This is a genomic window from Pedobacter sp. AC190 (genome assembly GCF_979258025.1).
This window is the reverse complement of the sequence record NZ_OZ409824.1, coordinates 2,787,129-2,806,415: the sequence shown is the minus strand read 5'-3', so window position 1 is coordinate 2,806,415 and position 19,287 is coordinate 2,787,129. Positions and strand designations below refer to the sequence as shown.

The window sequence follows — 19,287 nt, the reverse complement described above, 5'->3', positions numbered from 1 at the left end:
ATTCTCATCAATGTTACGCGTCGATAGCTCCAAAACATGTAAAGTTGTGTACTCTTTGTGCAAACATGAGTACTTAGGCTATTTAATTGAACCTCATGTAGTTCAACTCAATCCGCAAGGCGATTTTTCTTTTACTTATCAAAGAATTTTCACCCATACTGCAGAAGAATTTCACGCATGTTTAAGCGAAATCGATTATAAGCTGATTAAAATTTTAGATGATATTGAGCAGGATTCGCTCATTAAAAAGTACTATAAAAAATTAATCAGACCAACTGAATTTTTCACAAAGGTTTTCGACGATAAGTTTTACGATAGTGTTCGTCCGAAAATTGAGAAAAAACTTGCCGAAGCTTTAGAATTGCTAAAAGTTAAAGAAGAGTTATACTTAATGGATAAAGATGGCTGGCCAGTAGAACGTAAAATAGAATTAGCAGCAGAACCAGCGTCAATCCTATTTCATTTCCGCAGAAACGAAACAGAAACCCGCTACTTCCCAACTATAAAGTATCAGAATTTGCGCATCGAATTTATGTTCAAGGAAGCACAAATTGTAAGCAATAAACCAGCATGGTTATTACTTAATGATGTTTTATACTTTTTTGATCAGGACATTGAAGGTAAAAAACTTCAACCGTTTTTAGCCAAAAGATATATTGCTATACCAAAATCTACAGAAGCTACGTATTTCGAAAAATTTGTAGCGCCACTAATTGAGAAACATCACGTGTATGCTGAAGGTTTTGAAATTAAAACCGAACAATATGAGGCTATTCCCGTTGTAAAGGTTTTTTACGTTGATGGCGGTTTATCTCAAATTCAACTTTATTTTAAATATGGTGAATACATTTTTCCTGTAGAAAATGCCCATAAGGTTACCGTTAGATTAGAAAAAATTGCTGATAATTATATTTTCCATCGCATAAAACGTTCGGCCGATTGGGAAAAAAAACAACTTAATTTATTACTGGCATTAGGCTTAAAAAAAACAAGTGCATTGTTCAGTAACTTAGAAGTTACTTCTGCCGATGAAAATCCAAGCTATGCAGCTATAAATTGGGTAAACGAACATATCGAAACTTTAGAAGCCGCAGGTTTCGAAATTGAACAGGCAACTGGCCAGAAACGTTTTGTTTTCGGTGCAAGCAAAATAGATTTAGAAGTTAAAGAAAGTAACGATTGGTTCGACATTAACGCCGTAGTTTGGTTTGGAAAATATCAAATTCCTTTTCTTTCTTTAAAGCAACATATTCTTCATAAAAGAAGAGAATTTACCTTGCCAGATGGTGAAGTTGCGATTATTCCAGAGAAATGGTTTTCGCAATACGGCAGTTTATTTAGCCTTGCCGAAGCTGGTAAAAATTTAAAACTGAAGAAACACCACATCGGTTTAATAAACGATTTGGCCGAAGATAGTTTAGCAAACATTACGCTCGAGCGTAAACTGCAACGTCTCAACGATTTCGAAGATATTGCTGATACCCAAATGCCCGTACATTTTAAAGGTAGCTTACGCGATTACCAAAAGGCAGGTTATAATTGGTTCAGCTTTTTACGCGAATATAATTTTGGCGGTTGTTTAGCCGATGATATGGGTTTGGGTAAAACCATTCAAACACTGGCCATGCTGCAAAAGGTTAAAGAAGACGACCAACTTGCATCAACCCAAACAACTTCTTTAATTATTATGCCTACTTCGCTAATTTACAACTGGCTTACTGAAGCAAAAAAATTCACCCCTAAACTTAAAATTTTAGCTCATACCGGCACAAACAGAAATAAAGATGTTGCCAATTTTGCTAACTATGATATTATCATAACAACTTATGGTGTTACCAGGGTAGATGTTGATGAACTTAAAAACTTCTATTTTAACTACGTTATTTTAGATGAAAGTCAGAACATTAAAAACCCTTCATCAAAATCATTTAAAGCGGTAAGAAGTTTAAAATCACGACATCGCTTAATTTTAAGTGGTACACCTGTAGAAAATTCTGTTGGCGATTTATGGTCGCAATTAACGTTTCTGAATCCAGGTTTATTAGGCACACAGGCTTTCTTTTACGAAGAATATGTTCAAGCGATAGAAAAGAAAAAAGACGAAGAAAAGGCTCGAAAACTCCAATCGATTATTAAACCTTTTGTACTTCGCCGAACAAAAGAACAGGTTGCGGCCGAACTTCCTCCTAAAACGGAGCAGGTAATTTATTGCGATATGAGCGAAGATCAGGCAGCTTATTACGAAAAAACAAAATCAGCATATCGCAATGATTTATTGCAAAGCATGGATGATGGAACTTTTGCGCAAAAACAAGTTCAGTTATTACAGGGTTTAACTGCGCTTCGCCAACTGGCTAACCACCCAATAATGATTGATTCTGAGTATGAATCCGATTCTGGAAAGTTCGAAAACGTAATTCATACTTTGGATAACGTTTTAAAAGGCGGCCACAAAGTTTTAGTTTTTTCGCAGTTTGTAAAACACCTCGATATTTTTAAAAAACACTTTGAAAAAGAAGATATTCCTTTTGCGTATTTAGATGGCGCAACCAGAAATCGCGGTGAAATTGTTTCTGAGTTTCAGCAAAACGAATCGTTAAAAGTTTTCCTGATTTCAATAAAAGCAGGCGGTGTTGGTTTAAATTTAACCCAGGCAGATTATGTTTTCATTTTAGACCCATGGTGGAACCCAGCAGTAGAACAGCAAGCTATAGATAGAACACATCGTATAGGCCAGGATAAAAAAGTATTTATCTACAAATTTATTGCTAAAGATACCGTTGAAGAGAAAATTTTAGCCCTACAAAACCGTAAGAAATCTTTAGCAAATTCATTAATTACTACCGAAGAAAGCTTTTTTAAATCTTTAAGTAAAGAAGATATAAGGGATATTTTGAAATAGATTTTACTGGTACCACGATTTAAATTCACTTCATTTAAAACTCAATCAATTTCAGTTTGTTATAGTAGAAAAATATCTACCATCATGACAAATCAAGATTTAAATACCACATTAAATAACATAAAAGAGGCCTGGAAATATCCGGAGCTTTACGAAAACGTTTCAAAATCCGAACGTTGGTTATCGGGCGCTGTTGGAACCTACCTACTTTACAAAGGTTTAACAGGGTTGTTTTCTCACCCAGTTATTGCAATTACTGGCGCAACAGTTGGTGCAGGTTTATTGTATAGAGGCATTACTGGTTACTGCCCTGTAAAGGATGTAAGTAATCAACAGCAAGAGGATTTAACAATTGATGAAATTATCATCAATGAAACGTACGTTGCCGACGACTTGGCGTAATAAATTGAATACTAAATTTTCATTTATTAATAAATCGATTAACTTTAGAGTGTTAATCAATAGTTATGAGCAAATACGCATTATTTTTTATTCCTGCATTTTTCACAATTCAGGTAATGGCACAAGATAAGAAAACAGATCCTGCCAAAGATCCAAAAACAACTGAAGTTTGGGAGCCTGTTCCAAAATCTGTTACTCCAGGGAATTTACCTCAGGAAGCTCCATCTGATGCGATCGTTTTATTTAACGGAAGAAATTTAGATGCCTGGCATTCTGTAAAAGACCCATCGAAACCAGCTACATGGACAATTGATGATGGTTTTTTCACTGTAAAAAAAGGAACTGGCAATATAGAAACTAACAAAAAATTTACCGACTACCAGTTGCACATGGAATGGAAAATTCCTGCAAACATTACTGGCGAAGGTCAGGCAAGAGGAAATAGCGGTGTATTTTTAGCTTCAACTGGTGGTGGCGATGACGGATATGAAATCCAGATTATGGATGCATATAACAACAAAACCTATGTAAATGGCCAAACTGGAAGTGTTTACAAACAAGCAATTCCATTAGCCAATGCCAATAAAAAACCTGGTGAGTGGCAGTATTACGATATTATTTGGACTGCACCACGTTTTAATGAAGATGGTTCTTTGAAAAAAGAAGCAAGTGTAACTTTGTTTTTAAATGGTGTGCTTTTACAAAATAACTTCATATTAAAAGGAGAAACAAGATATATTGGTGCTCCACAATATAAAAAACATGGTCCAGCATCAATTAAATTGCAAGATCATGGCGATCCAAGCCCAGCAATAAGCTTTAGAAATATTTGGGTTAGAGAGCTTTAACCTTTACAAAAAACATGATTTAAAACCTGCAATATTTAAACATTGCAGGTTTTTTGTTTTCTAAATTAATTAGCTGATAATTGTATTACAACTTTATTGAATAATGAATAAAGGCAGATTAGAAGCATTTAGTGACGGTGTTATCGCAATTATTATAACCATTATGGTATTGGAAATTAAAGTACCAGAAGGCGAAAGCCTAATGACTTTAAAACCGTTAATCCCTAAATTTATCAGTTATGTTTTAAGCTTTATTTACGTTGGCATTTACTGGAATAACCACCATCATTTAATGCATGCCGTTAAAAAAGTAAATGGACAAATGCTTTGGGCAAACTTAAACTTCCTTTTCTGGCTTTCCTTATTTCTAGTTGCAGCTGGCTGGGCGAAAATCACTTCGCACTTTGGCCTGTTATTGTTTATGGCCTTGTGTTATTTCTCGCTGCTATTTCTTATACCTTATTGGTTATTGTGATTAAAAAAACCGAAGGCGAGAGGTCACTCGTTGTTCAGGCGATTGGTAACGATTATAAAGGCAAAATTTCTTTACTGTTTTACATTGCAGGCGTAGGTTTAAGTTTTATAAATCCCTGGTTTGGTGTAGCGCTTTATTTCTCGGTAGCTTGCGTATGGTTTATTCCAGATAAAAGAATTGAAAAAGCTATGCGTGAAGATGGTTTACCTGACGAAGATTTAAGTTAACGACCAATCCTTGCTGGGTACCAACAAACCTAGAAATATTTAGCTTGGATAACTGCAAAACAAATTTTTACACTGTTTCATAATACATCAGCTCTTCATCACTGTTAGGCATGTTTATGTATTTTCGAAAAGTTAAACCCAATCTTTCAATCAGTTTCTGGGAAGAAAAATTGTCTTTTGAAGTAATAGCAGAAAGTTTTTCTAAGCCAAAATCGCTTGCAACAGCTGCCTTTAATTTAATTGCCGATTCGTAAGCGAAACCTTTTCCTTCATATTCTTCAAAAAACGAAAAGCCAATATCGAGAACCTCTAAGCCTTCACGCTCAAAAATACCAACTGCGCCAATTTTTTTACCATTTGATTTTAAACTTACCACGTAATTGCCAAAACCCAATTTTTCTATTTGTGCTAAAAACCTGTTTTTAATATAATCTTCGGCAGCTGCTTTGGTTTTTAAATTTCTATCGCCTATGTATTTTAAAAATTTCGGCATATTGTACAGCTCCAAAAAGAAATCTGCGTCGGTTAATGCTGCAGGTTTCAAAATCAATCTTTCAGTCTCGTAGTTTTTCATTTTTTAAAAATATTATTCGTCTCTCAAAGCATTCATAAACGTATCTCGTTCGATCATTTCTGCACCCAAACTCATCAGGTGTTCGTTTGGTAATTGGCAATCTATCAAATTAACATTCGTTTTACTTAGAAAAATTAATGCTGCTTTCGATGCATTACTAACCTCGCTAAACATACTCTCACCGCAAAAAACCTGGTTAATTTTCAATCCATATAGACCACCAACCAGTTTATCACCAATCCAAACTTCTACACTATGTGCAAGCCCGTTTTTATGAAGATTAATATAAGCTTCCTGCATTTCATTGGTAATCCAGGTATCACTCTGACCTGCCCTAAAAGTTGAAGCACACTTTTTTATTACTTCTGAAAAAGCCTTGTTAATTGTAATTTTAAAGATTTCGTCTTTAAAAATTTTCTTCATGCTTTTGCTGATTTTAATTCTATCAGGATAAATTACGCAACGCTGATGTGGTGAATACCATAGAATTGGCTCTCCTTCACTAAACCAGGGAAATATTCCATTAGAATAAGCCAAAAGCAATCTTTCCAAACTTAAATCACCTCCAATAGCAAGTAAACCATCATCTTCAGCAAGGGCAGGATTCGGAAAACTCAGGTCATCATCAGTTAGTTGAAAAAACATTCGGCTAAATTAAGAAACAAAACAAAGATTAAACCACCACGTTTTAAATAAGTCATACTATTAAAATTATCACTATGAGCCCGAAAGATAGTTTCTATAAAGTAAAACACCTTTACAGTCGTGCTGGATTTGGTATATCTTTTAACGATTTACACAAACTCAGCAGAAAAAATATCGACAAGGTTATAAATACATTGTTTAAAGAAGCAAAAGAACAGGATGACATTACGCTAATTGATTCTGTTGCATCGAAACAGCAGCTTTTAATGCAGGCAGGTTTATATGCTAAAAAGGATTTAACCGACGAAGAGAAAAAGCAAAGGCAAGAAATTGTTCGTATGCAAAATGAAAAAAGCCGCGATTTAAACATTACCTGGATTGAAAAAATGATTAATACCAGTAATCCGCTTCGCGAGAAAATGACACTTTTTTGGCATGGCCATTTTGCTTGTAGAAGCAATAACCCAATGTTTGCGCAGCAGCTTAATAATATTCAAAGAACAAATGGCCTGGGCAGTTTTAAAACTTTATTAATGGAAGTTTCCAAATCGCCAGCCATGCTACAATATTTAAATAATCAGCAAAACAGAAAAGGTAAACCAAACGAAAATTTCGCCCGTGAGCTGATGGAACTTTTTACTTTAGGCAGAGGGAATTACACCGAGCAAGACATTAAAGAATCAGCTCGTTCTTTTACCGGATGGATGTACGATAAAGACGGTTCGTTTATCTTCCGCCCGAACTTGCACGATGCAGGAACAAAAACCTTTTTTGGTAAAACCGGCAATTTTGATGGTGAAAATATTATCGATATTATTTTAGATAAACCTGAAACCGCCGATTTTATAGCCCGTAAAATTTATAAGTTCTTCGTAAACGATAATCCGAATGAAACACATGTTAAAGAATTAGCTACTCATTTTTTTAATTCTAAATATGATATTGGCGAACTGGTTAAAAAAATGTTCACATCAGATTGGTTTTATAGCCCAGAAAATGTTGGTACAAAAATTAAATCGCCAGTAGAATTTATTGTAGGCTTAAGCAGAGAATTTTATGTTACCTACAACAAACCCCAGGTTTTAATTCAATTGCAAAGCAGCTTAGGCCAATATTTATTTAATCCACCAAATGTTGCGGGTTGGCCTGGCGGTCAAAACTGGATTGATAGTTCTTCTTTAATGCTGCGTATGCGAATCCCATCTTTAGTTTTAAACGACGGAGAAATAGATTTTAGTGGTAAAGCTGATCCAGAAGATGAAGCCATAATCGCTCAAAGTCGCGCTGCAACAGCTACTGCAAACAACAAATCAAAACCAAAATCTTTTGTAGATGCAAAAGCCGATTGGCCAAAATTTTTAGAAACATTACCCAAAGGGATAAAACCAATAGAACTGGCAGATTTTATACTCCAGCCAAAGTTAAACGACAAAATTACCAGCATGATTAGCGACAATAAAGGCCTTAAAAGCACTTCAGTTGAGCTTACAAGTATGCCAGAATATCAACTTTGTTAAAAATTAAAAAGATGAACAGAAGAAATTTTTTAAGAAATACAAGTTTTGTGGCAGCTGGTTCTTTATTTGTTCCTGCTTTTATGAAACCACTTGAGGCAATGGCACTCGATGAACTCAGCCTTTACAAAAATTTGGTTGTAGTACAGCTTTCTGGTGGTAACGATGGCTTAAATACAGTTATTCCGTTTGGCAATGATATTTATTACCAAAAACGCAAAAGCATTGCTATAAAGCCTGAAGAAGTAATTAAATTAACGGATATGCAGGGTTTAAACCCAAACATGGCCGCTCTGCAAGAAATCCACGATCAAGGCTGGATGACGATAATTAATGATGTTGGATATCCTAATCCCGATCGTTCGCATTTCCGTTCGATGGACATTTGGCAAACCGCCAGCGATAGCAATCAGTTTTTATCAACAGGCTGGATCGGCAGATATTTGGATAGCAATTGCCAAACCTGTAAATTCCCTTATACCGCAATTGAGGTTGATGATTCCCTGTCGCTTGCTATGAAAGGTATGACCAAAAAAGGAATTGCTTTAAAAGATCCCGCCGCATTGTTCCGTAACACGAATGATCCGTTTTTTAAAGCCATGCTGCAAAATGACAAAGAACATTTAGATGAAGATAACTTAGGTTATCTGTACAAAACTATGATCGAAACATCGTCGTCTGCCAGTTACATTCAAAACACATCAAAAATTTATAAAAATACGGCAACCTATCCGCAATCTGGCTTTGCAAATCAGCTTAAAACGGTTTCCAAATTTATATCTTCTGGCTTAAAAACCAGGGTTTACTATGTATCATTGAGTGGTTTTGATACACACGTAAACCAAATTGGGCAGCAAGGTAACTTACTTAAGCAATATAGCGAAGGTATGGCCGCTTTTCTTAAAGATTTAAAAGCGAATAATAAGCTGGAAGATACTTTGGTAGTAACCTTTTCAGAGTTTGGCCGTCGGGTGGAGCAAAATGCCAGTAATGGAACCGATCATGGTACAGCCAACAATATGTTTATTTTTGGCGGCCGATTAAAAAAACAGGGTATTTTTAATGCGGCACCAAACCTTGGCGATTTAGATACTGGCGATTTAAAATATCAGTTAGACTTCCGTCAGGTTTATGGAACCATTTTAGATAAATGGCTCGATGTAAATAACGCCGATATTTTAAATAAAAAATTTAATAGCCTGGATTTTATATAATTTATTTGGGAAGCAAAGCCAATGGTACATTGGCGTTGCTTCCCAATTCATTGCTTATTTTTTAAGGAGCAAGAAAAAACACTTGTCATTCAAAAGGCTCAGGATGACAATATTTTTGCCTTCTACAAGAAAAAAGTCTCCGAAAGTTCATCGTGAAAACCGAAATTATTACAAACAAGATATTTGGTTTCAAGCAGCAATTAAAACTGCTTTCTTTTCCTATCTGCTGAGCGTATTTCACCTGCCGAAAATATAAAGCTACTTCCTTTTTAAAACGTAAACGGCTATGCTGTCGTCTTTACCATTTTGCTTGCTGTAGGTTTGAAAAAGCTCATATCCATAGTTTTTTAATTTATTAATGCAATCAATTGGCGAATTGAATAATAAATCCTTACCATCATCATCCTTGATATTCGAATCTTTGCCCCTTTTTATTACTTGTCCGTAATCCAATCTTGAAATGTACTTATCTCCTCCATCATAAAAGCATTTAACTTCCATATAATCCGCACGAATATCGCTTAAGCGAACACCGTTTACATTTTGAGCTTTAGCATCAGACAATGCAAAGCATGCAACAACCGTTGCCAGTGCCATAAATTTTTTCATAATAAATTTCATTTTGTGTGTATCCTAAAATAAGAATTTATAGCCTTGGGTTTTCGAATGGTTTGTAACAAAATTGATTTTCACACATCTTAAAACAAAAACATACGATGAATTTTATAGGCAACATTATCTGGATTATCTTTGGAGGCATTTTCATTTTCTTCGAATACATTATCGGTGGATTAATACTTTGCCTAACCATTGTGGGCATTCCATTTGGTATTCAGTGTTTTAAGTTCGCCATTGTAGGCCTCGCTCCTTTTGGTGTTAAAATAACGGATACCTCATCAAATACAGGTTGCTTATCAACCATCATGAATATTATTTGGATATTGTGCGGCGGCTTCTGGATTGCCTTAACACATTTCTTTTTCGGCATTTTGCTTTGCATAACTATAGTTGGCATTCCTTTCGGTCGCCAGCATTTCAAACTGATGAATTTGGCTTTTACGCCTTTCGGAAAATCAATAAGTTAAGCTTTAATTAAACCAATTGTTTTAGAATGTTCAATTGCTTCTAAGCTATTATTAAACAGACAAGTTTGAACATTAAGTGGTTTTAACTTCTCCAACAAAATTGCGGTTTCAACTTCCCTTTCCCGTCGAATGTTCCGAATATAAATTGCTTCGATATTTTTAGGATACTTTTCTGCAATTGAAGTATAAATAGCAGGATCTTGCTGAGAGTTATCTCCAAAAAAAACAAATTTTTGATTCGGGAATGCATCTAAAATTCGCATTACTCTTAACAATTTGCCTTCATGCCCAGTTTTGCCCGTTTTAATTAAATCTTTCCAGCGTTTTAATGTATTTAAAAGGAAAGCGCCATCAGGCAGTTTATTGTATTTAAAAGTTTCTACAAGGTAATCGTACAAATTCCATTCACTACTACTCACATAAAAAAATGGATTGGGTTGCTCAAAAGTTGTGTGTGCCAATGCTAATTGCTGGTAGTGGCTTGCCGCATTTGGAAAAGTTTTTCGTGTTCGCGGGTTTTTGATAAAAAGTTCTCTCATTCTCCGCCAAATTGTTGCCGAATGCGAAATCATTACCGTATCATCAACATCAGAAATAAATGCATATTGTGTAATGTGAGGCACAAATATTTTCCCTTTGCCTGAGCTTAAAACTTCACCATGCTCATCCAAAGCATCTATTTTTACAGAATGCCAACCCGCAGCAACATCTTTTTCGGCCTCCCATTCAAATTTAAAAAAACCATCTGCTTCTGCTTTATTATATATTGTTTGACCAAAAAACTGCAACCTTACCGCTACAAAGGCAAAAGGTTTTAATATAAATAATTTTAACAGATGACTGATATTGACGAACAGATTATCACTATAAACCTGATCGCTGTTTGCCTTATACTTAAAAACATGACCATAAACTACCAAATTGTGAGTGTGACCATATCCATGATATATTTTTATACTAACAGATTTATTCATTATAGTTAAAACATGATTTGCATTAACTTGTTTTGATGTTACCAAAAGAGGTTAATCTTCATGAAATTACTATTCATTATCAACCCAGGTTCGGGTAGCCACAGTATAAATTTAAAGGAAGTAATTTCTATTCATTTTGAGCAAAAACAAATTGAAACAGATCTTTTCGAATTGCCCGATGATTGTTCTTTAGATAAAATTAAAGGCAAAATTTCAGAATCAAACGCAGATAAAGTTATTGCGGTTGGTGGCGACGGCACTTTGAAATTAGTAGCAGAATGTTTACTCAACAGCGAAATACCGATTGGAATAATCCCTGCTGGATCGGCAAACGGAATGGCTAAAGAATTGGGAATCCCAACTGATATAACCGATGCACTAAATTTACTCGAAACAGGCGAAGCAAAAAAAATTCACGTTGTAAAGCTTAATGATGAAATATGTATTCATTTATCTGATTTAGGCTTTAATGCTTACCTGGTAAAGAGATTTGATTCGTTACAAGAACGTGGAATGTGGGGTTATGCAAAAGCAACGTGGCACGCCTTATGGAATCATAAGAGAATGGATGTTGAATTGAAGCTTAAAAACGAGATTGTAAAATCCAGAGCTGCTATGGTTGCTATCGCCAACGCTACAATGTATGGCTCAGGATTGAAAATAAATCCTGATGGAAAACTAGACGATAAGCTTTTCGAAATAATTTTAGTTAAGGATTATTCTTATCTGGAAATACTGAAGATTTGGATTACAAAATTACCTTTTAACCCTAAAAAAATAGAAGTATTTCAAACAGATGAGGTTAAGATATTTTCCAAACACAAAGCTCATTTCCAGATTGATGGCGAATATATTGGAAAAGTAAATACTGTAGAGGCTAAAATTTTACCTGCTGCAATCTCTGTAATTGTTTAAAACACCTTACGATGAATTTGAATGGTAAAGTATAATCTAAAAAACTCTGCTATAAAACATATTTTAAAAAATATGTTGAACCAAACATCCTTAAGGTTTAACAGTTCTGGAATTAGGGTTATAAAACCAATTGAAAACACCCATATTAACAAACGAACTGGAAATTGAATATAGTAAGCAATAAAGCCATTTTTTTTAAAAAGCATTAATCCAATTGCAGAAACAAACAATAATGCAAAAAGCGGAAGTGTTAAAATAACCCTGGCTTGTGATAAAAACTCTTCAGGAATATCTTTTAGATGGGTGATGATTTCCCAAAATGGCTGAGCCAACAATACAATACTAATAAGATCTAAAAGAGCAAAAATTCTAATGGTTAAACGCATTTATTTACAGTAGTTGGAAAGATAATCGTTGGCTTTATCACTTCCTAAGTTTTTTACAAGATTAAAATCCTCGCAGGCTCCTTGTTTATCGCCTTGCTTTATTTTTTTAAGTGCCGTTTTAATCAAAACATCAAGATATTCGTCATCAATTCCAAGTTGCGATTTTATCGCCAAAATCTGCGCTTCCTGTTCTGGTGTAGCCTGATCTTTATTTTTATAGAAATTAATTACCGCATTGGTTAGTCCTTCTTCTGCTTCGTAAGAAACAATAGCAGCCTTTATATCTGCCTTGCTTTTACCTTCGCAATCGTAGCCCGATAGTTTGAAATTTACAGGTACTACAACCGAAATTGTTGTATCGTAACCCGCAGGAACCTGCCATTTACCACTACTCATACGCACCAAACGTAAGGCTTCATCATTTAACTCTGAAATAATACCTTTTGTAATTTTAGATGAATAAACCTTGCCAGATTGGTCTAGCTTAAAGCTAACATTTACCGTTCCCTGAATGCAGTTTTGTTTAGAAAATGGAGGATAAATTGTATTGTTTTTTAAGAAAGAGGCAAATCCTGATGGACCACTTTTAAACTGTACCTGCGCCATAGCAAAGGTGCTGCAAAAAATAAAACACAGAATCATTAACTTCTTCATCAATCTAATTTACGTAAAAAACACTAAAGCAGAAAGCTTAAAGCTATTTCAAACTACAATCCAAAACGAGGTTGGGGTTTGGACAATTAGCCAAATACTTGTCACGCTCGGAGAATTTACAAACGCCAGGAAAGTCGCCCTTTAAACCACCCATATCTTCGATAATTTGGAAATGTAAATGCGGCGGCCAGTTTCCGTTTTCTTCTTTAACGCCTAAGGTTGCAAAAGATTTTCCAGCGGGAATAAACTTCCCCTCCTCTAAATCATTTAAAGAAGCTAAACTTAAATGCCCATATAGTGCATTAAATTTAAAGCCCTCAATTTGATAGGCTAAAATTATTGTAGCTCCGTAATCGCCGAAGTTATTGTTGTTGGCGAAACTATGAACGGTAGCATCAAAGAAATTGTAAACAGGTGTTTCAGCTGGCGCCCAAATATCAACACCTAAATGTAGCCTTCGGGGTTCCTCAGCTGTATCAAAGTGTGCGCTTCTCGAATAAATTGTTCTATGCTCATTATAACCTCCAATACCATAAATGGCGTTATTAGTTTTAAGCTTTTGATTTACCCAAGCCGAAAAAACATCTGTATGGTCTAAAATTTCATCCGTTAACTCCGTATTGGATACGGTAAAATCAAGCGGTAAGAGTTTATCAATTGAAGCATCAAAATCAACAACTTTTTTTATTAACGATGCGTTAGATTTAATAATCTGCTCAAAAGTTTTCATCAAAACTATTCCGCTTCCTCGTCTGGCTGCCTTGGTTCTTTTGCTATCTTATCAAAAAGATGATCCATGCGTTCTACGTATTCGTTTGTATCATCAACAAAGAAAGTAAGCTCGGGCACAACTCTTACCTGATGGCGAATTCTTGAACCCAATTTATATCTGATTTCTCCCGCGTGGGCATTAACTGTATTAATTGATAGTGTTGTATTATTGGTATTAAAAAAGCTTAAATAAACTTTTGCAACGGCCAAATCTGCCGAAACCCTTACACGGGTAATAGTTACCAGTGTATTTGGCAAAAATGCACCTCCCTCACGCTGAAAAACCTGTGCTAACTCCTCTTGTAGTACTCCTGCAAATTTTTGCTGACGTTTACTTTCCATAATTTTCGATCTATGTCAGTCTGAGCCTGTCGAAGACCATCCTGACTTTAATATCATCACTTCGACAAGCTCAGTGTGACAACTAATATAACAAATTACTATCATACGGATATCTTGCCACATGCGCAGCCTTTACTTTATCGTATAATAATGTTTTAAACTCTTCTATATTTTCTTTTTCCGTTGCCGAGATAAACAAAACAGGAACTTTACCATGACTCATCCAGCTTTTCTTAAAATCCTCAATGGTTAATTTACCATCACCATCTTCATCATCAACCTCTGGCGAAACATAAGCATCAATTTTATTAAAAACCAAGATCATATCCTTATCAATTGCACCAATATCTTTCAAGGTTTCGTTCACAATATGAATCTGATCTTCAAAGTTTGGATGCGAAACATCTACAACATGGATCAATAAATCTGCTTCCCTAACTTCATCTAACGTCGATTTAAAACACTCTACCAAATGGTGGGGTAATTTGCGAATAAAGCCAACGGTATCTGATAATAAAAAAGGTAAATTTTCAATAACCACCTTACGAACGGTCGTATCTAAAGTTGCAAACAATTTATTTTCGGCAAATACCTCCGATTTTGACAGCATATTCATAATCGTAGATTTACCAACATTGGTATAACCTACAAGTGCAACACGAATTAACTGACCGCGGTTTTTACGCTGCGTTTCATTTTGCCTGTCGATATTTCTTAAACGCTCTTTTAATAAAGAGATTTTGTTCAAAATAATCCTTCTATCACTTTCTATCTGCGTTTCACCTGGACCACGCATCCCGATACCCCCTTTTTGGCGTTCAAGGTGAGTCCACATACCAGTTAAACGAGGTAAAACATATTGTAATTGTGCCAATTCTACCTGAGTTTTAGCCTGTGCAGTTTGGGCCCTGCTAGCAAAAATATCCAGAATTAAATTACTTCTATCCAATACTTTAACACCTAATTCACGATCAATATTACGCAATTGCGATGGCGATAACTCATCATCAAAAACCACTGTATCAATCTCTTCCGACTTTACGTAAGCTTTTATTTCTTCCAGCTTTCCTGTGCCCACAAAAGTTGCACGCTCGGGCTTTAACATCTTTTGAGTAAAGTTTTTTTCTACCCTGCCACCAGCTGTTTCAACCAAAAAGGCCAACTCATCTAAATATTCTTTTGTTTGCTCTTCCTTTTCGCCAGGTGTAATTACCCCAACCAAAATGGCTCGCTCCTGCACTACCGCAGTATCATATGTTTTTTGTTTTCCCATGAAATATGTACAAATATACGAAATTTGCAAACGTGTAATTCCATTTACAAACCATGCGGATGCAATAAAAGTTTTTTATTAATTAGAAAGTGAAAGCAACAAAGCTTTTGGCTCTTTCAATCCCGCTTTCCTTACAAGCTCCCGAAGAAAAATCGGGAGGCTTTTCATTCAATTGGGCTTATTTAACATAAGTTATATTCATTAATCTTTAAAAAAATTCTGCTAAAAAAATCAAAGCCACCCCGATTTAAAACAGAATGGCTTTAGTTTAAATATTTTAATTTTTAGTTATTGGAATACATAGGTTGCCGTAATGTCTGTTAACGTATTTCCGCTGCCCGTTTTCTTATCAACACTTTTACCATCGACAAAAATTTCGCAGTCAATAGTACCACCAGTGTGCGATGTTCCGTTAATTAATAATGCGTCGAATTGTTTAGCTGTCATATCGAATTTATACGAATACGGAAGAGACTGATTGCTAAACAATTCAGTTGCACCAGTTGCATTTCTTCTAACAATGCTATATAGCGTTGTTAAGCCAGAGGGAGAAGTAATTCGATATTCAACTGAAACTTTTTTTGGGTAGCTATTTGTTGGCGATGGATTGTCGCTTTTTTTGCTACAAGAGGAAATGGTTAAACACAAAACAACCACTAAAGAAAATGATAATAGTTTTAAAATTGATTTCATAGATTTTAATTTTTTCTTGTATCATTCAAATGATATGCCATAAAATTTAATACTACAAAATTATTACAATTAAAACTACTAGATTGACTTAGTAAAAGCTTTGATTGCTTCTCCTGGATCTTCGGTTTTCATAAAGTTTTCGCCAATTAGAAACCCATTAAATCCAGCACTTTTAAGTTGCTTAATCGTTTCTGGATTACTAATTGCACTTTCAGAAATCTTCATAAACTCATTTGGAATTTTATTAACCAAATCAAATGAAGTTTGAATATCAACCGTAAAATCAGCTAAATTTCTGTTATTAACCCCAATCGCATCTAAATTCGGACAAATACTTCTTTCCAGTTCTTCTAAATTATGAACTTCTAAAAGTACATTAAGGCCCAAATCTTTTGCGAATTTCCCAAATTCATTAATTTGTTTAGGCGTTAAAATTGCGGCAATCAATAAAATAATATCTGCTCCCCACGCTTTAGCTTCTAAAATCTGATATTCATCAATCATGAAATCCTTTCTCAAAACTGGAATACTATTAACTGCTCTCGCAGTAAGAATATCGTCGGTTTTACCGCCAAAAAAATCGACATCAGTTAAAATAGAAAGTGCTGATGCACCCGCGTTATTATAAGCTTGCGTTACCTCAGCAACATCAGCAATGCCATTTATTAATCCTTTAGAGGGAGAACGACGTTTAAATTCAGCAATAATTCCGTTTCGATCATCAGCCAAAAGAAAATCCTTAAAAGAATATGGTTTACGGTTAAAATTAACTGAGTTTTCTAAATGAGCTATCGAAACCAATTGCTTGGCATCCGCAACCTCTTCTTTTTTACGTAATACAATTTTATCTAAAATGTTCATATAATTCATTAACCGTCATTACAAGGCACAAAGCAATCCTATTACTATAGCTATCAAACCCAAAGCATTAAGGTTGCTTCGTGCCTCGCAACAACGAAGTGATTATTAATTCGTTAACCAATTCTCCATCATTTGCTTACCATATTCGGTCAGCACACTTTCTGGGTGAAACTGAACCCCACGCACATCAAGACTTTCATGTCTTAAAGCCATAATCTCGCTTTTATGATCTCTTGCGGTAATTTTTAAACACGAAGGAAAGTTTTCTTTACTAACCACCCAACTGTGGTACCGACCAACATTTATGGTTTGCGGGCATTCCCAAAATAAAAACTCATCGCCATCTACAACAGTAACAGGCGTAGCAATACCATGCATTGGTCTACCAAGATTTAAAAGCTTTCCTCCAAAAACCTCGGCAATAGCCTGCTGACCCAAGCAAACGCCAAATATACTTTTTGTTGCTGCATAGGTTTTAATTACATCTAATAACAAGCCAGCTTCTTCTGGAATCCCAGGACCAGGTGAAAGGAGGATTTTATCATACTTATCAACGTCAGCCAAATCAAACTTGTCGTTTCTCCAAACCTCCGCTTCGTAGCCAACTTCATTTATTAAATGCACTAAATTATAGGTGAAGCTATCGTAATTATCAATTACCAAAACTACCCCTTTGCCCCCTGAAGGGGGAATATTATTAATTTCCATTTCTTTAATTTCTAAAATATGAAATTTTATTTTTCACTAATAAACTAACACTACTAATTGTATATCTTTCTTATTTACAATTTATTACCTCACCTCCAGGAGTTAGGAATTAAATGCCTTCGGCCATTTCAACCGCCTTGCGTAGTGCCGCAATTTTATTGTTTACTTCCTGCATTTCTGTTTCGGGAACAGAATCGGCAACAATACCTGCACCAGCACGATAATGCAATTCATTGTTTTTACTCATAAAAGTTCTAATCATAATAGCATGATTAAAATCTTCGTTAAAGCCCATAAAACCAATTGCACCTGCATAAAAATTACGGCCAAGTTTTTCATTTTCGTCGATTAATTGCATGGCTTTATATTTCGGTGCACCACTTAAAGTTCCTGCCGGATAAGTATCGGCCACCACTTTAAATGCACTAACATCTTCCTGCAAATGACCACTAACTTTACTAACCAGGTGAATTAAATGAGAATAATACTGAACTTCTTTGAAAGATTTAACTTCAACACGATTACAATGTCTACTTAAATCATTTCTAGCCAAATCAACAAGCATTACGTGTTCAGCACTTTCTTTGGGATCTTGCTCCAGCTTTTTTGCTTGTTCTGCATCTTCTATATCATTACCGCTACGTTTAAAGGTTCCGGCAATGGGGAAAATATTTGCAGTGTTATTTTTAATTGTAATCTGAGCTTCGGGCGATGAACCAAAAAGTTTAAAATCGCCGTAATCGAAATAAAACAAATATGGAGATGGATTTATAGAACGTAAGCAACGATAAACATTAAATTCGTCTCCAGTAAAAGCTTGTTTAAATGCTCTTGAGGGAACAATCTGAAAAACATCTCCACGATAAATATGCTTCTGTAGCTTTTCTACAAGCTGCATAAAACCTTCGTCGGTTAAATTAGAAGTTTCTTCACCTTTAATTTGAAATTTATACTCAGGATAATTTTTATTCTGAATTAAATATTCCATTTTTTCTAAACCAGCTTCTTCCTCTCCATCAAAAGTGTTTTTGAATAGCGTGATCTCATTCTTGAAATGATCGATTGCAATAATGTAGCGATAAAGGTGGTATTGCATTTCAGGAATTCCTTCGCCTTCTGGTGTTTGAGAAGTGAACTTAATATCTTCGAAGTGCTGAACTGCATTCCAGGTAAAGTAACCAAATAAGCCGCTAGAAATAAACTTAATTTCGGGCAATTCGGTTTCCATAAACTTATCTTTAAACTCCGCAATTTGATCCGTTAAGTTTCCAACTTCTTTAATTTCTGCCGAGCCATCCGGAAAATAAGATTCCAACCTCGAACCTCTTAGAATAATCCCAGCAACAGGGTCGGCACACACAAAACTCATCGAATTTTCTCGACTATGATAATCGGAACTTTCGAGCAAAATACTATTCGGATAAACATCGCGTAAGCGAAGATATATACTTACCGGTGTAGTGGTATCGGCAAGCAGTTTTTTATATGTGGTATTAATTTTAAACATTTTCTTTTTTATTTCGTCGATGGTGACAGATTTTACTATAAATAAAAAGCCCTGCGTGTGGTTCTACGCAGGGCTTTAATGGTTCATTAATAAGGTTTAGGTTGATAAACTATATTTTGCATACCCTGCCTGCGCAATTCTGAGTTGAATTACCTTGCCAAAGCCATGTATGTATATTGCTGATCATGAGCAACAAAAATATAAAGAATTTTGAAAAATGGAAACTTTTATGATAATAATTGAGTGAACGGTTATTTTCTTTAGAAGAATTGCAAGAGCAGGCTCTGTACCACGCTTACTTTTTTTACAATAAAAAA

The 19,287-nt window shown here is 35.2% G+C and carries 22 protein-coding genes; 9 read left to right on the top strand and 13 right to left on the bottom strand.

What is annotated here, in order from left to right; translation table 11 throughout:
• The first annotated feature begins 10 nt into the window (after positions 1 to 10).
• The 5 genes from ACZZZI_RS12305 (at position 11) to ACZZZI_RS12285 (ending at position 4,854) form a co-directional block, all read left to right on the top strand.
• A complete protein-coding gene (locus tag ACZZZI_RS12305) occupies positions 11 to 2,902 on the top strand; it encodes a DEAD/DEAH box helicase (RefSeq protein WP_316755737.1) in 2,892 nt (963 codons plus the stop codon).
• An 84-nt stretch (positions 2,903 to 2,986) separates the two neighbouring features.
• Complete coding sequence (locus tag ACZZZI_RS12300) at positions 2,987 to 3,304, top strand: YgaP family membrane protein (RefSeq protein ID WP_316755735.1); 318 nt, start codon at positions 2,987 to 2,989, stop codon at positions 3,302 to 3,304.
• Between the two features lie 65 nt (positions 3,305 to 3,369).
• Positions 3,370 to 4,152, top strand: coding sequence for a 3-keto-disaccharide hydrolase (locus ACZZZI_RS12295; protein ID WP_424056786.1), 783 nt, complete (start codon positions 3,370 to 3,372; stop codon positions 4,150 to 4,152).
• A 103-nt stretch (positions 4,153 to 4,255) separates the two neighbouring features.
• Positions 4,256 to 4,627: a TMEM175 family protein gene (locus ACZZZI_RS12290; RefSeq protein WP_463489580.1), complete on the top strand. Its 372-nt coding sequence runs from the start codon at positions 4,256 to 4,258 to the stop codon at positions 4,625 to 4,627.
• Positions 4,624 to 4,854 carry a hypothetical protein gene (locus ACZZZI_RS12285; RefSeq protein ID WP_463489579.1) on the top strand — a complete coding sequence of 77 codons (231 nt, stop codon included), beginning with the start codon at positions 4,624 to 4,626 and terminating at the stop codon, positions 4,852 to 4,854. Before ACZZZI_RS12290 ends, ACZZZI_RS12285 begins: the two co-directional genes overlap by 4 nt.
• 67 nt (positions 4,855 to 4,921) lie before the next feature.
• Here ACZZZI_RS12285 and ACZZZI_RS12280 read toward each other — a convergent pair whose 3' ends face one another.
• Both ACZZZI_RS12280 and aat read right to left on the bottom strand, forming a co-directional pair.
• Positions 4,922 to 5,428 carry a GNAT family N-acetyltransferase gene (locus ACZZZI_RS12280; protein WP_316755730.1) on the bottom strand — a complete coding sequence of 169 codons (507 nt, stop codon included), beginning with the start codon at positions 5,426 to 5,428 and terminating at the stop codon, positions 4,922 to 4,924.
• 12 nt (positions 5,429 to 5,440) lie between these two features.
• On the bottom strand, positions 5,441 to 6,073 hold the full coding sequence (gene aat / locus ACZZZI_RS12275; protein ID WP_463489578.1) for a leucyl/phenylalanyl-tRNA--protein transferase: 633 nt from the start codon (positions 6,071 to 6,073) through the stop codon (positions 5,441 to 5,443).
• 74 nt (positions 6,074 to 6,147) lie between these two features.
• Between aat and ACZZZI_RS12270 the strand changes: the two genes are divergently transcribed.
• A complete protein-coding gene (locus tag ACZZZI_RS12270; RefSeq protein ID WP_463489577.1) occupies positions 6,148 to 7,590 on the top strand; it encodes a DUF1800 domain-containing protein in 1,443 nt (480 codons plus the stop codon).
• A gap of 11 nt (positions 7,591 to 7,601) precedes the next feature.
• Complete coding sequence (locus ACZZZI_RS12265; protein WP_344766578.1) at positions 7,602 to 8,801, top strand: DUF1501 domain-containing protein; 1,200 nt, start codon at positions 7,602 to 7,604, stop codon at positions 8,799 to 8,801.
• A 258-nt stretch (positions 8,802 to 9,059) separates the two neighbouring features.
• Here the strand turns inward: ACZZZI_RS12265 and ACZZZI_RS12260 are convergent, their stop codons facing one another.
• A complete protein-coding gene (locus ACZZZI_RS12260) occupies positions 9,060 to 9,410 on the bottom strand; it encodes a hypothetical protein (RefSeq protein WP_463489576.1) in 351 nt (116 codons plus the stop codon).
• A gap of 107 nt (positions 9,411 to 9,517) precedes the next feature.
• Here ACZZZI_RS12260 and ACZZZI_RS12255 point away from each other — a divergent pair, with 107 nt between their 5' ends.
• Positions 9,518 to 9,886 (top strand): YccF domain-containing protein, encoded by a 369-nt coding sequence (locus ACZZZI_RS12255; RefSeq protein ID WP_316755719.1) that lies wholly within the window; start codon positions 9,518 to 9,520, stop codon positions 9,884 to 9,886.
• Here ACZZZI_RS12255 and ACZZZI_RS12250 read toward each other — a convergent pair.
• Entirely contained in the window at positions 9,883 to 10,860 is a 978-nt protein-coding gene (locus ACZZZI_RS12250) for an App1 family protein (protein ID WP_463489575.1), read from the bottom strand. The genes ACZZZI_RS12255 and ACZZZI_RS12250 overlap by 4 nt on opposite strands.
• A gap of 60 nt (positions 10,861 to 10,920) precedes the next feature.
• Here ACZZZI_RS12250 and ACZZZI_RS12245 point away from each other — a divergent pair, with 60 nt between their 5' ends.
• Positions 10,921 to 11,775, top strand: coding sequence for a diacylglycerol/lipid kinase family protein (locus ACZZZI_RS12245; protein WP_344766573.1), 855 nt, complete (start codon positions 10,921 to 10,923; stop codon positions 11,773 to 11,775).
• On the opposite strand, the gene ACZZZI_RS12240 is transcribed toward ACZZZI_RS12245, so the two are convergent.
• The 9 genes from ACZZZI_RS12240 to ACZZZI_RS12200 all read right to left on the bottom strand — a co-directional run bounded on the left by ACZZZI_RS12240 (position 11,772) and on the right by ACZZZI_RS12200 (position 18,970).
• Positions 11,772 to 12,161 (bottom strand): hypothetical protein, encoded by a 390-nt coding sequence (locus tag ACZZZI_RS12240; protein WP_316755713.1) that lies wholly within the window; start codon positions 12,159 to 12,161, stop codon positions 11,772 to 11,774. The two genes, ACZZZI_RS12245 and ACZZZI_RS12240, sit on opposite strands and share 4 nt — an antisense overlap.
• Complete coding sequence (locus ACZZZI_RS12235) at positions 12,162 to 12,815, bottom strand: energy transducer TonB (RefSeq protein ID WP_463489574.1); 654 nt, start codon at positions 12,813 to 12,815, stop codon at positions 12,162 to 12,164. It abuts the gene before it with no gap.
• 43 nt (positions 12,816 to 12,858) lie between these two features.
• Positions 12,859 to 13,545 carry a peptidoglycan DD-metalloendopeptidase family protein gene (locus ACZZZI_RS12230; protein ID WP_424056792.1) on the bottom strand — a complete coding sequence of 229 codons (687 nt, stop codon included), beginning with the start codon at positions 13,543 to 13,545 and terminating at the stop codon, positions 12,859 to 12,861.
• A gap of 5 nt (positions 13,546 to 13,550) precedes the next feature.
• Positions 13,551 to 13,928 carry a 30S ribosome-binding factor RbfA gene (gene rbfA, locus ACZZZI_RS12225; RefSeq protein ID WP_316755706.1) on the bottom strand — a complete coding sequence of 126 codons (378 nt, stop codon included), beginning with the start codon at positions 13,926 to 13,928 and terminating at the stop codon, positions 13,551 to 13,553.
• An 82-nt stretch (positions 13,929 to 14,010) separates the two neighbouring features.
• Complete coding sequence (hflX, locus tag ACZZZI_RS12220) at positions 14,011 to 15,201, bottom strand: GTPase HflX (protein WP_344766564.1); 1,191 nt, start codon at positions 15,199 to 15,201, stop codon at positions 14,011 to 14,013.
• Positions 15,202 to 15,489: 288 nt separating this feature from the next.
• Entirely contained in the window at positions 15,490 to 15,894 is a 405-nt protein-coding gene (locus ACZZZI_RS12215) for a hypothetical protein (protein WP_463489573.1), read from the bottom strand.
• 78 nt (positions 15,895 to 15,972) lie between these two features.
• Positions 15,973 to 16,755 carry an indole-3-glycerol phosphate synthase TrpC gene (trpC, locus tag ACZZZI_RS12210; RefSeq protein WP_463489572.1) on the bottom strand — a complete coding sequence of 261 codons (783 nt, stop codon included), beginning with the start codon at positions 16,753 to 16,755 and terminating at the stop codon, positions 15,973 to 15,975.
• Between the two features lie 105 nt (positions 16,756 to 16,860).
• Positions 16,861 to 17,463 (bottom strand): anthranilate synthase component II, encoded by a 603-nt coding sequence (locus ACZZZI_RS12205; protein WP_316755699.1) that lies wholly within the window; start codon positions 17,461 to 17,463, stop codon positions 16,861 to 16,863.
• A 109-nt stretch (positions 17,464 to 17,572) separates the two neighbouring features.
• Positions 17,573 to 18,970: an anthranilate synthase component I family protein gene (locus tag ACZZZI_RS12200; RefSeq protein ID WP_344766561.1), complete on the bottom strand. Its 1,398-nt coding sequence runs from the start codon at positions 18,968 to 18,970 to the stop codon at positions 17,573 to 17,575.
• Between the last annotated feature and the right edge of the window lie 317 nt (positions 18,971 to 19,287).

Excerpts from the sequence above, each read along its gene's own strand:
- hflX (WP_344766564.1), bottom strand. The coding sequence starts at position 15,201 with ATGGGAAAACAAAAAACATATGATACTGCGGTAGTGCAGGAGCGAGCC.
- ACZZZI_RS12255 (WP_316755719.1), top strand. The coding sequence starts at position 9,518 with ATGAATTTTATAGGCAACATTATCTGGATTATCTTTGGAGGCATTTTC.
- ACZZZI_RS12270 (WP_463489577.1), top strand. The coding sequence starts at position 6,148 with ATGAGCCCGAAAGATAGTTTCTATAAAGTAAAACACCTTTACAGTCGT.
- ACZZZI_RS12305 (WP_316755737.1), top strand. The coding sequence starts at position 11 with ATGTTACGCGTCGATAGCTCCAAAACATGTAAAGTTGTGTACTCTTTG.
- ACZZZI_RS12265 (WP_344766578.1), top strand. The coding sequence starts at position 7,602 with ATGAACAGAAGAAATTTTTTAAGAAATACAAGTTTTGTGGCAGCTGGT.
- ACZZZI_RS12290 (WP_463489580.1), top strand. The coding sequence starts at position 4,256 with ATGAATAAAGGCAGATTAGAAGCATTTAGTGACGGTGTTATCGCAATT.
- ACZZZI_RS12295 (WP_424056786.1), top strand. The coding sequence starts at position 3,370 with ATGAGCAAATACGCATTATTTTTTATTCCTGCATTTTTCACAATTCAG.
- ACZZZI_RS12205 (WP_316755699.1), bottom strand. The coding sequence starts at position 17,463 with ATGGAAATTAATAATATTCCCCCTTCAGGGGGCAAAGGGGTAGTTTTG.
- ACZZZI_RS12215 (WP_463489573.1), bottom strand. The coding sequence starts at position 15,894 with ATGAAATCAATTTTAAAACTATTATCATTTTCTTTAGTGGTTGTTTTG.
- trpC (WP_463489572.1), bottom strand. The coding sequence starts at position 16,755 with ATGAACATTTTAGATAAAATTGTATTACGTAAAAAAGAAGAGGTTGCG.
- ACZZZI_RS12235 (WP_463489574.1), bottom strand. The coding sequence starts at position 12,815 with ATGAAGAAGTTAATGATTCTGTGTTTTATTTTTTGCAGCACCTTTGCT.
- aat (WP_463489578.1), bottom strand. The coding sequence starts at position 6,073 with ATGTTTTTTCAACTAACTGATGATGACCTGAGTTTTCCGAATCCTGCC.
- ACZZZI_RS12230 (WP_424056792.1), bottom strand. The coding sequence starts at position 13,545 with ATGAAAACTTTTGAGCAGATTATTAAATCTAACGCATCGTTAATAAAA.
- ACZZZI_RS12250 (WP_463489575.1), bottom strand. The coding sequence starts at position 10,860 with ATGAATAAATCTGTTAGTATAAAAATATATCATGGATATGGTCACACT.
- ACZZZI_RS12300 (WP_316755735.1), top strand. The coding sequence starts at position 2,987 with ATGACAAATCAAGATTTAAATACCACATTAAATAACATAAAAGAGGCC.
- ACZZZI_RS12280 (WP_316755730.1), bottom strand. The coding sequence starts at position 5,428 with ATGAAAAACTACGAGACTGAAAGATTGATTTTGAAACCTGCAGCATTA.
- rbfA (WP_316755706.1), bottom strand. The coding sequence starts at position 13,928 with ATGGAAAGTAAACGTCAGCAAAAATTTGCAGGAGTACTACAAGAGGAG.
- ACZZZI_RS12245 (WP_344766573.1), top strand. The coding sequence starts at position 10,921 with ATGAAATTACTATTCATTATCAACCCAGGTTCGGGTAGCCACAGTATA.
- ACZZZI_RS12260 (WP_463489576.1), bottom strand. The coding sequence starts at position 9,410 with ATGAAAAAATTTATGGCACTGGCAACGGTTGTTGCATGCTTTGCATTG.
- ACZZZI_RS12200 (WP_344766561.1), bottom strand. The coding sequence starts at position 18,970 with ATGTTTAAAATTAATACCACATATAAAAAACTGCTTGCCGATACCACT.
- ACZZZI_RS12240 (WP_316755713.1), bottom strand. The coding sequence starts at position 12,161 with ATGCGTTTAACCATTAGAATTTTTGCTCTTTTAGATCTTATTAGTATT.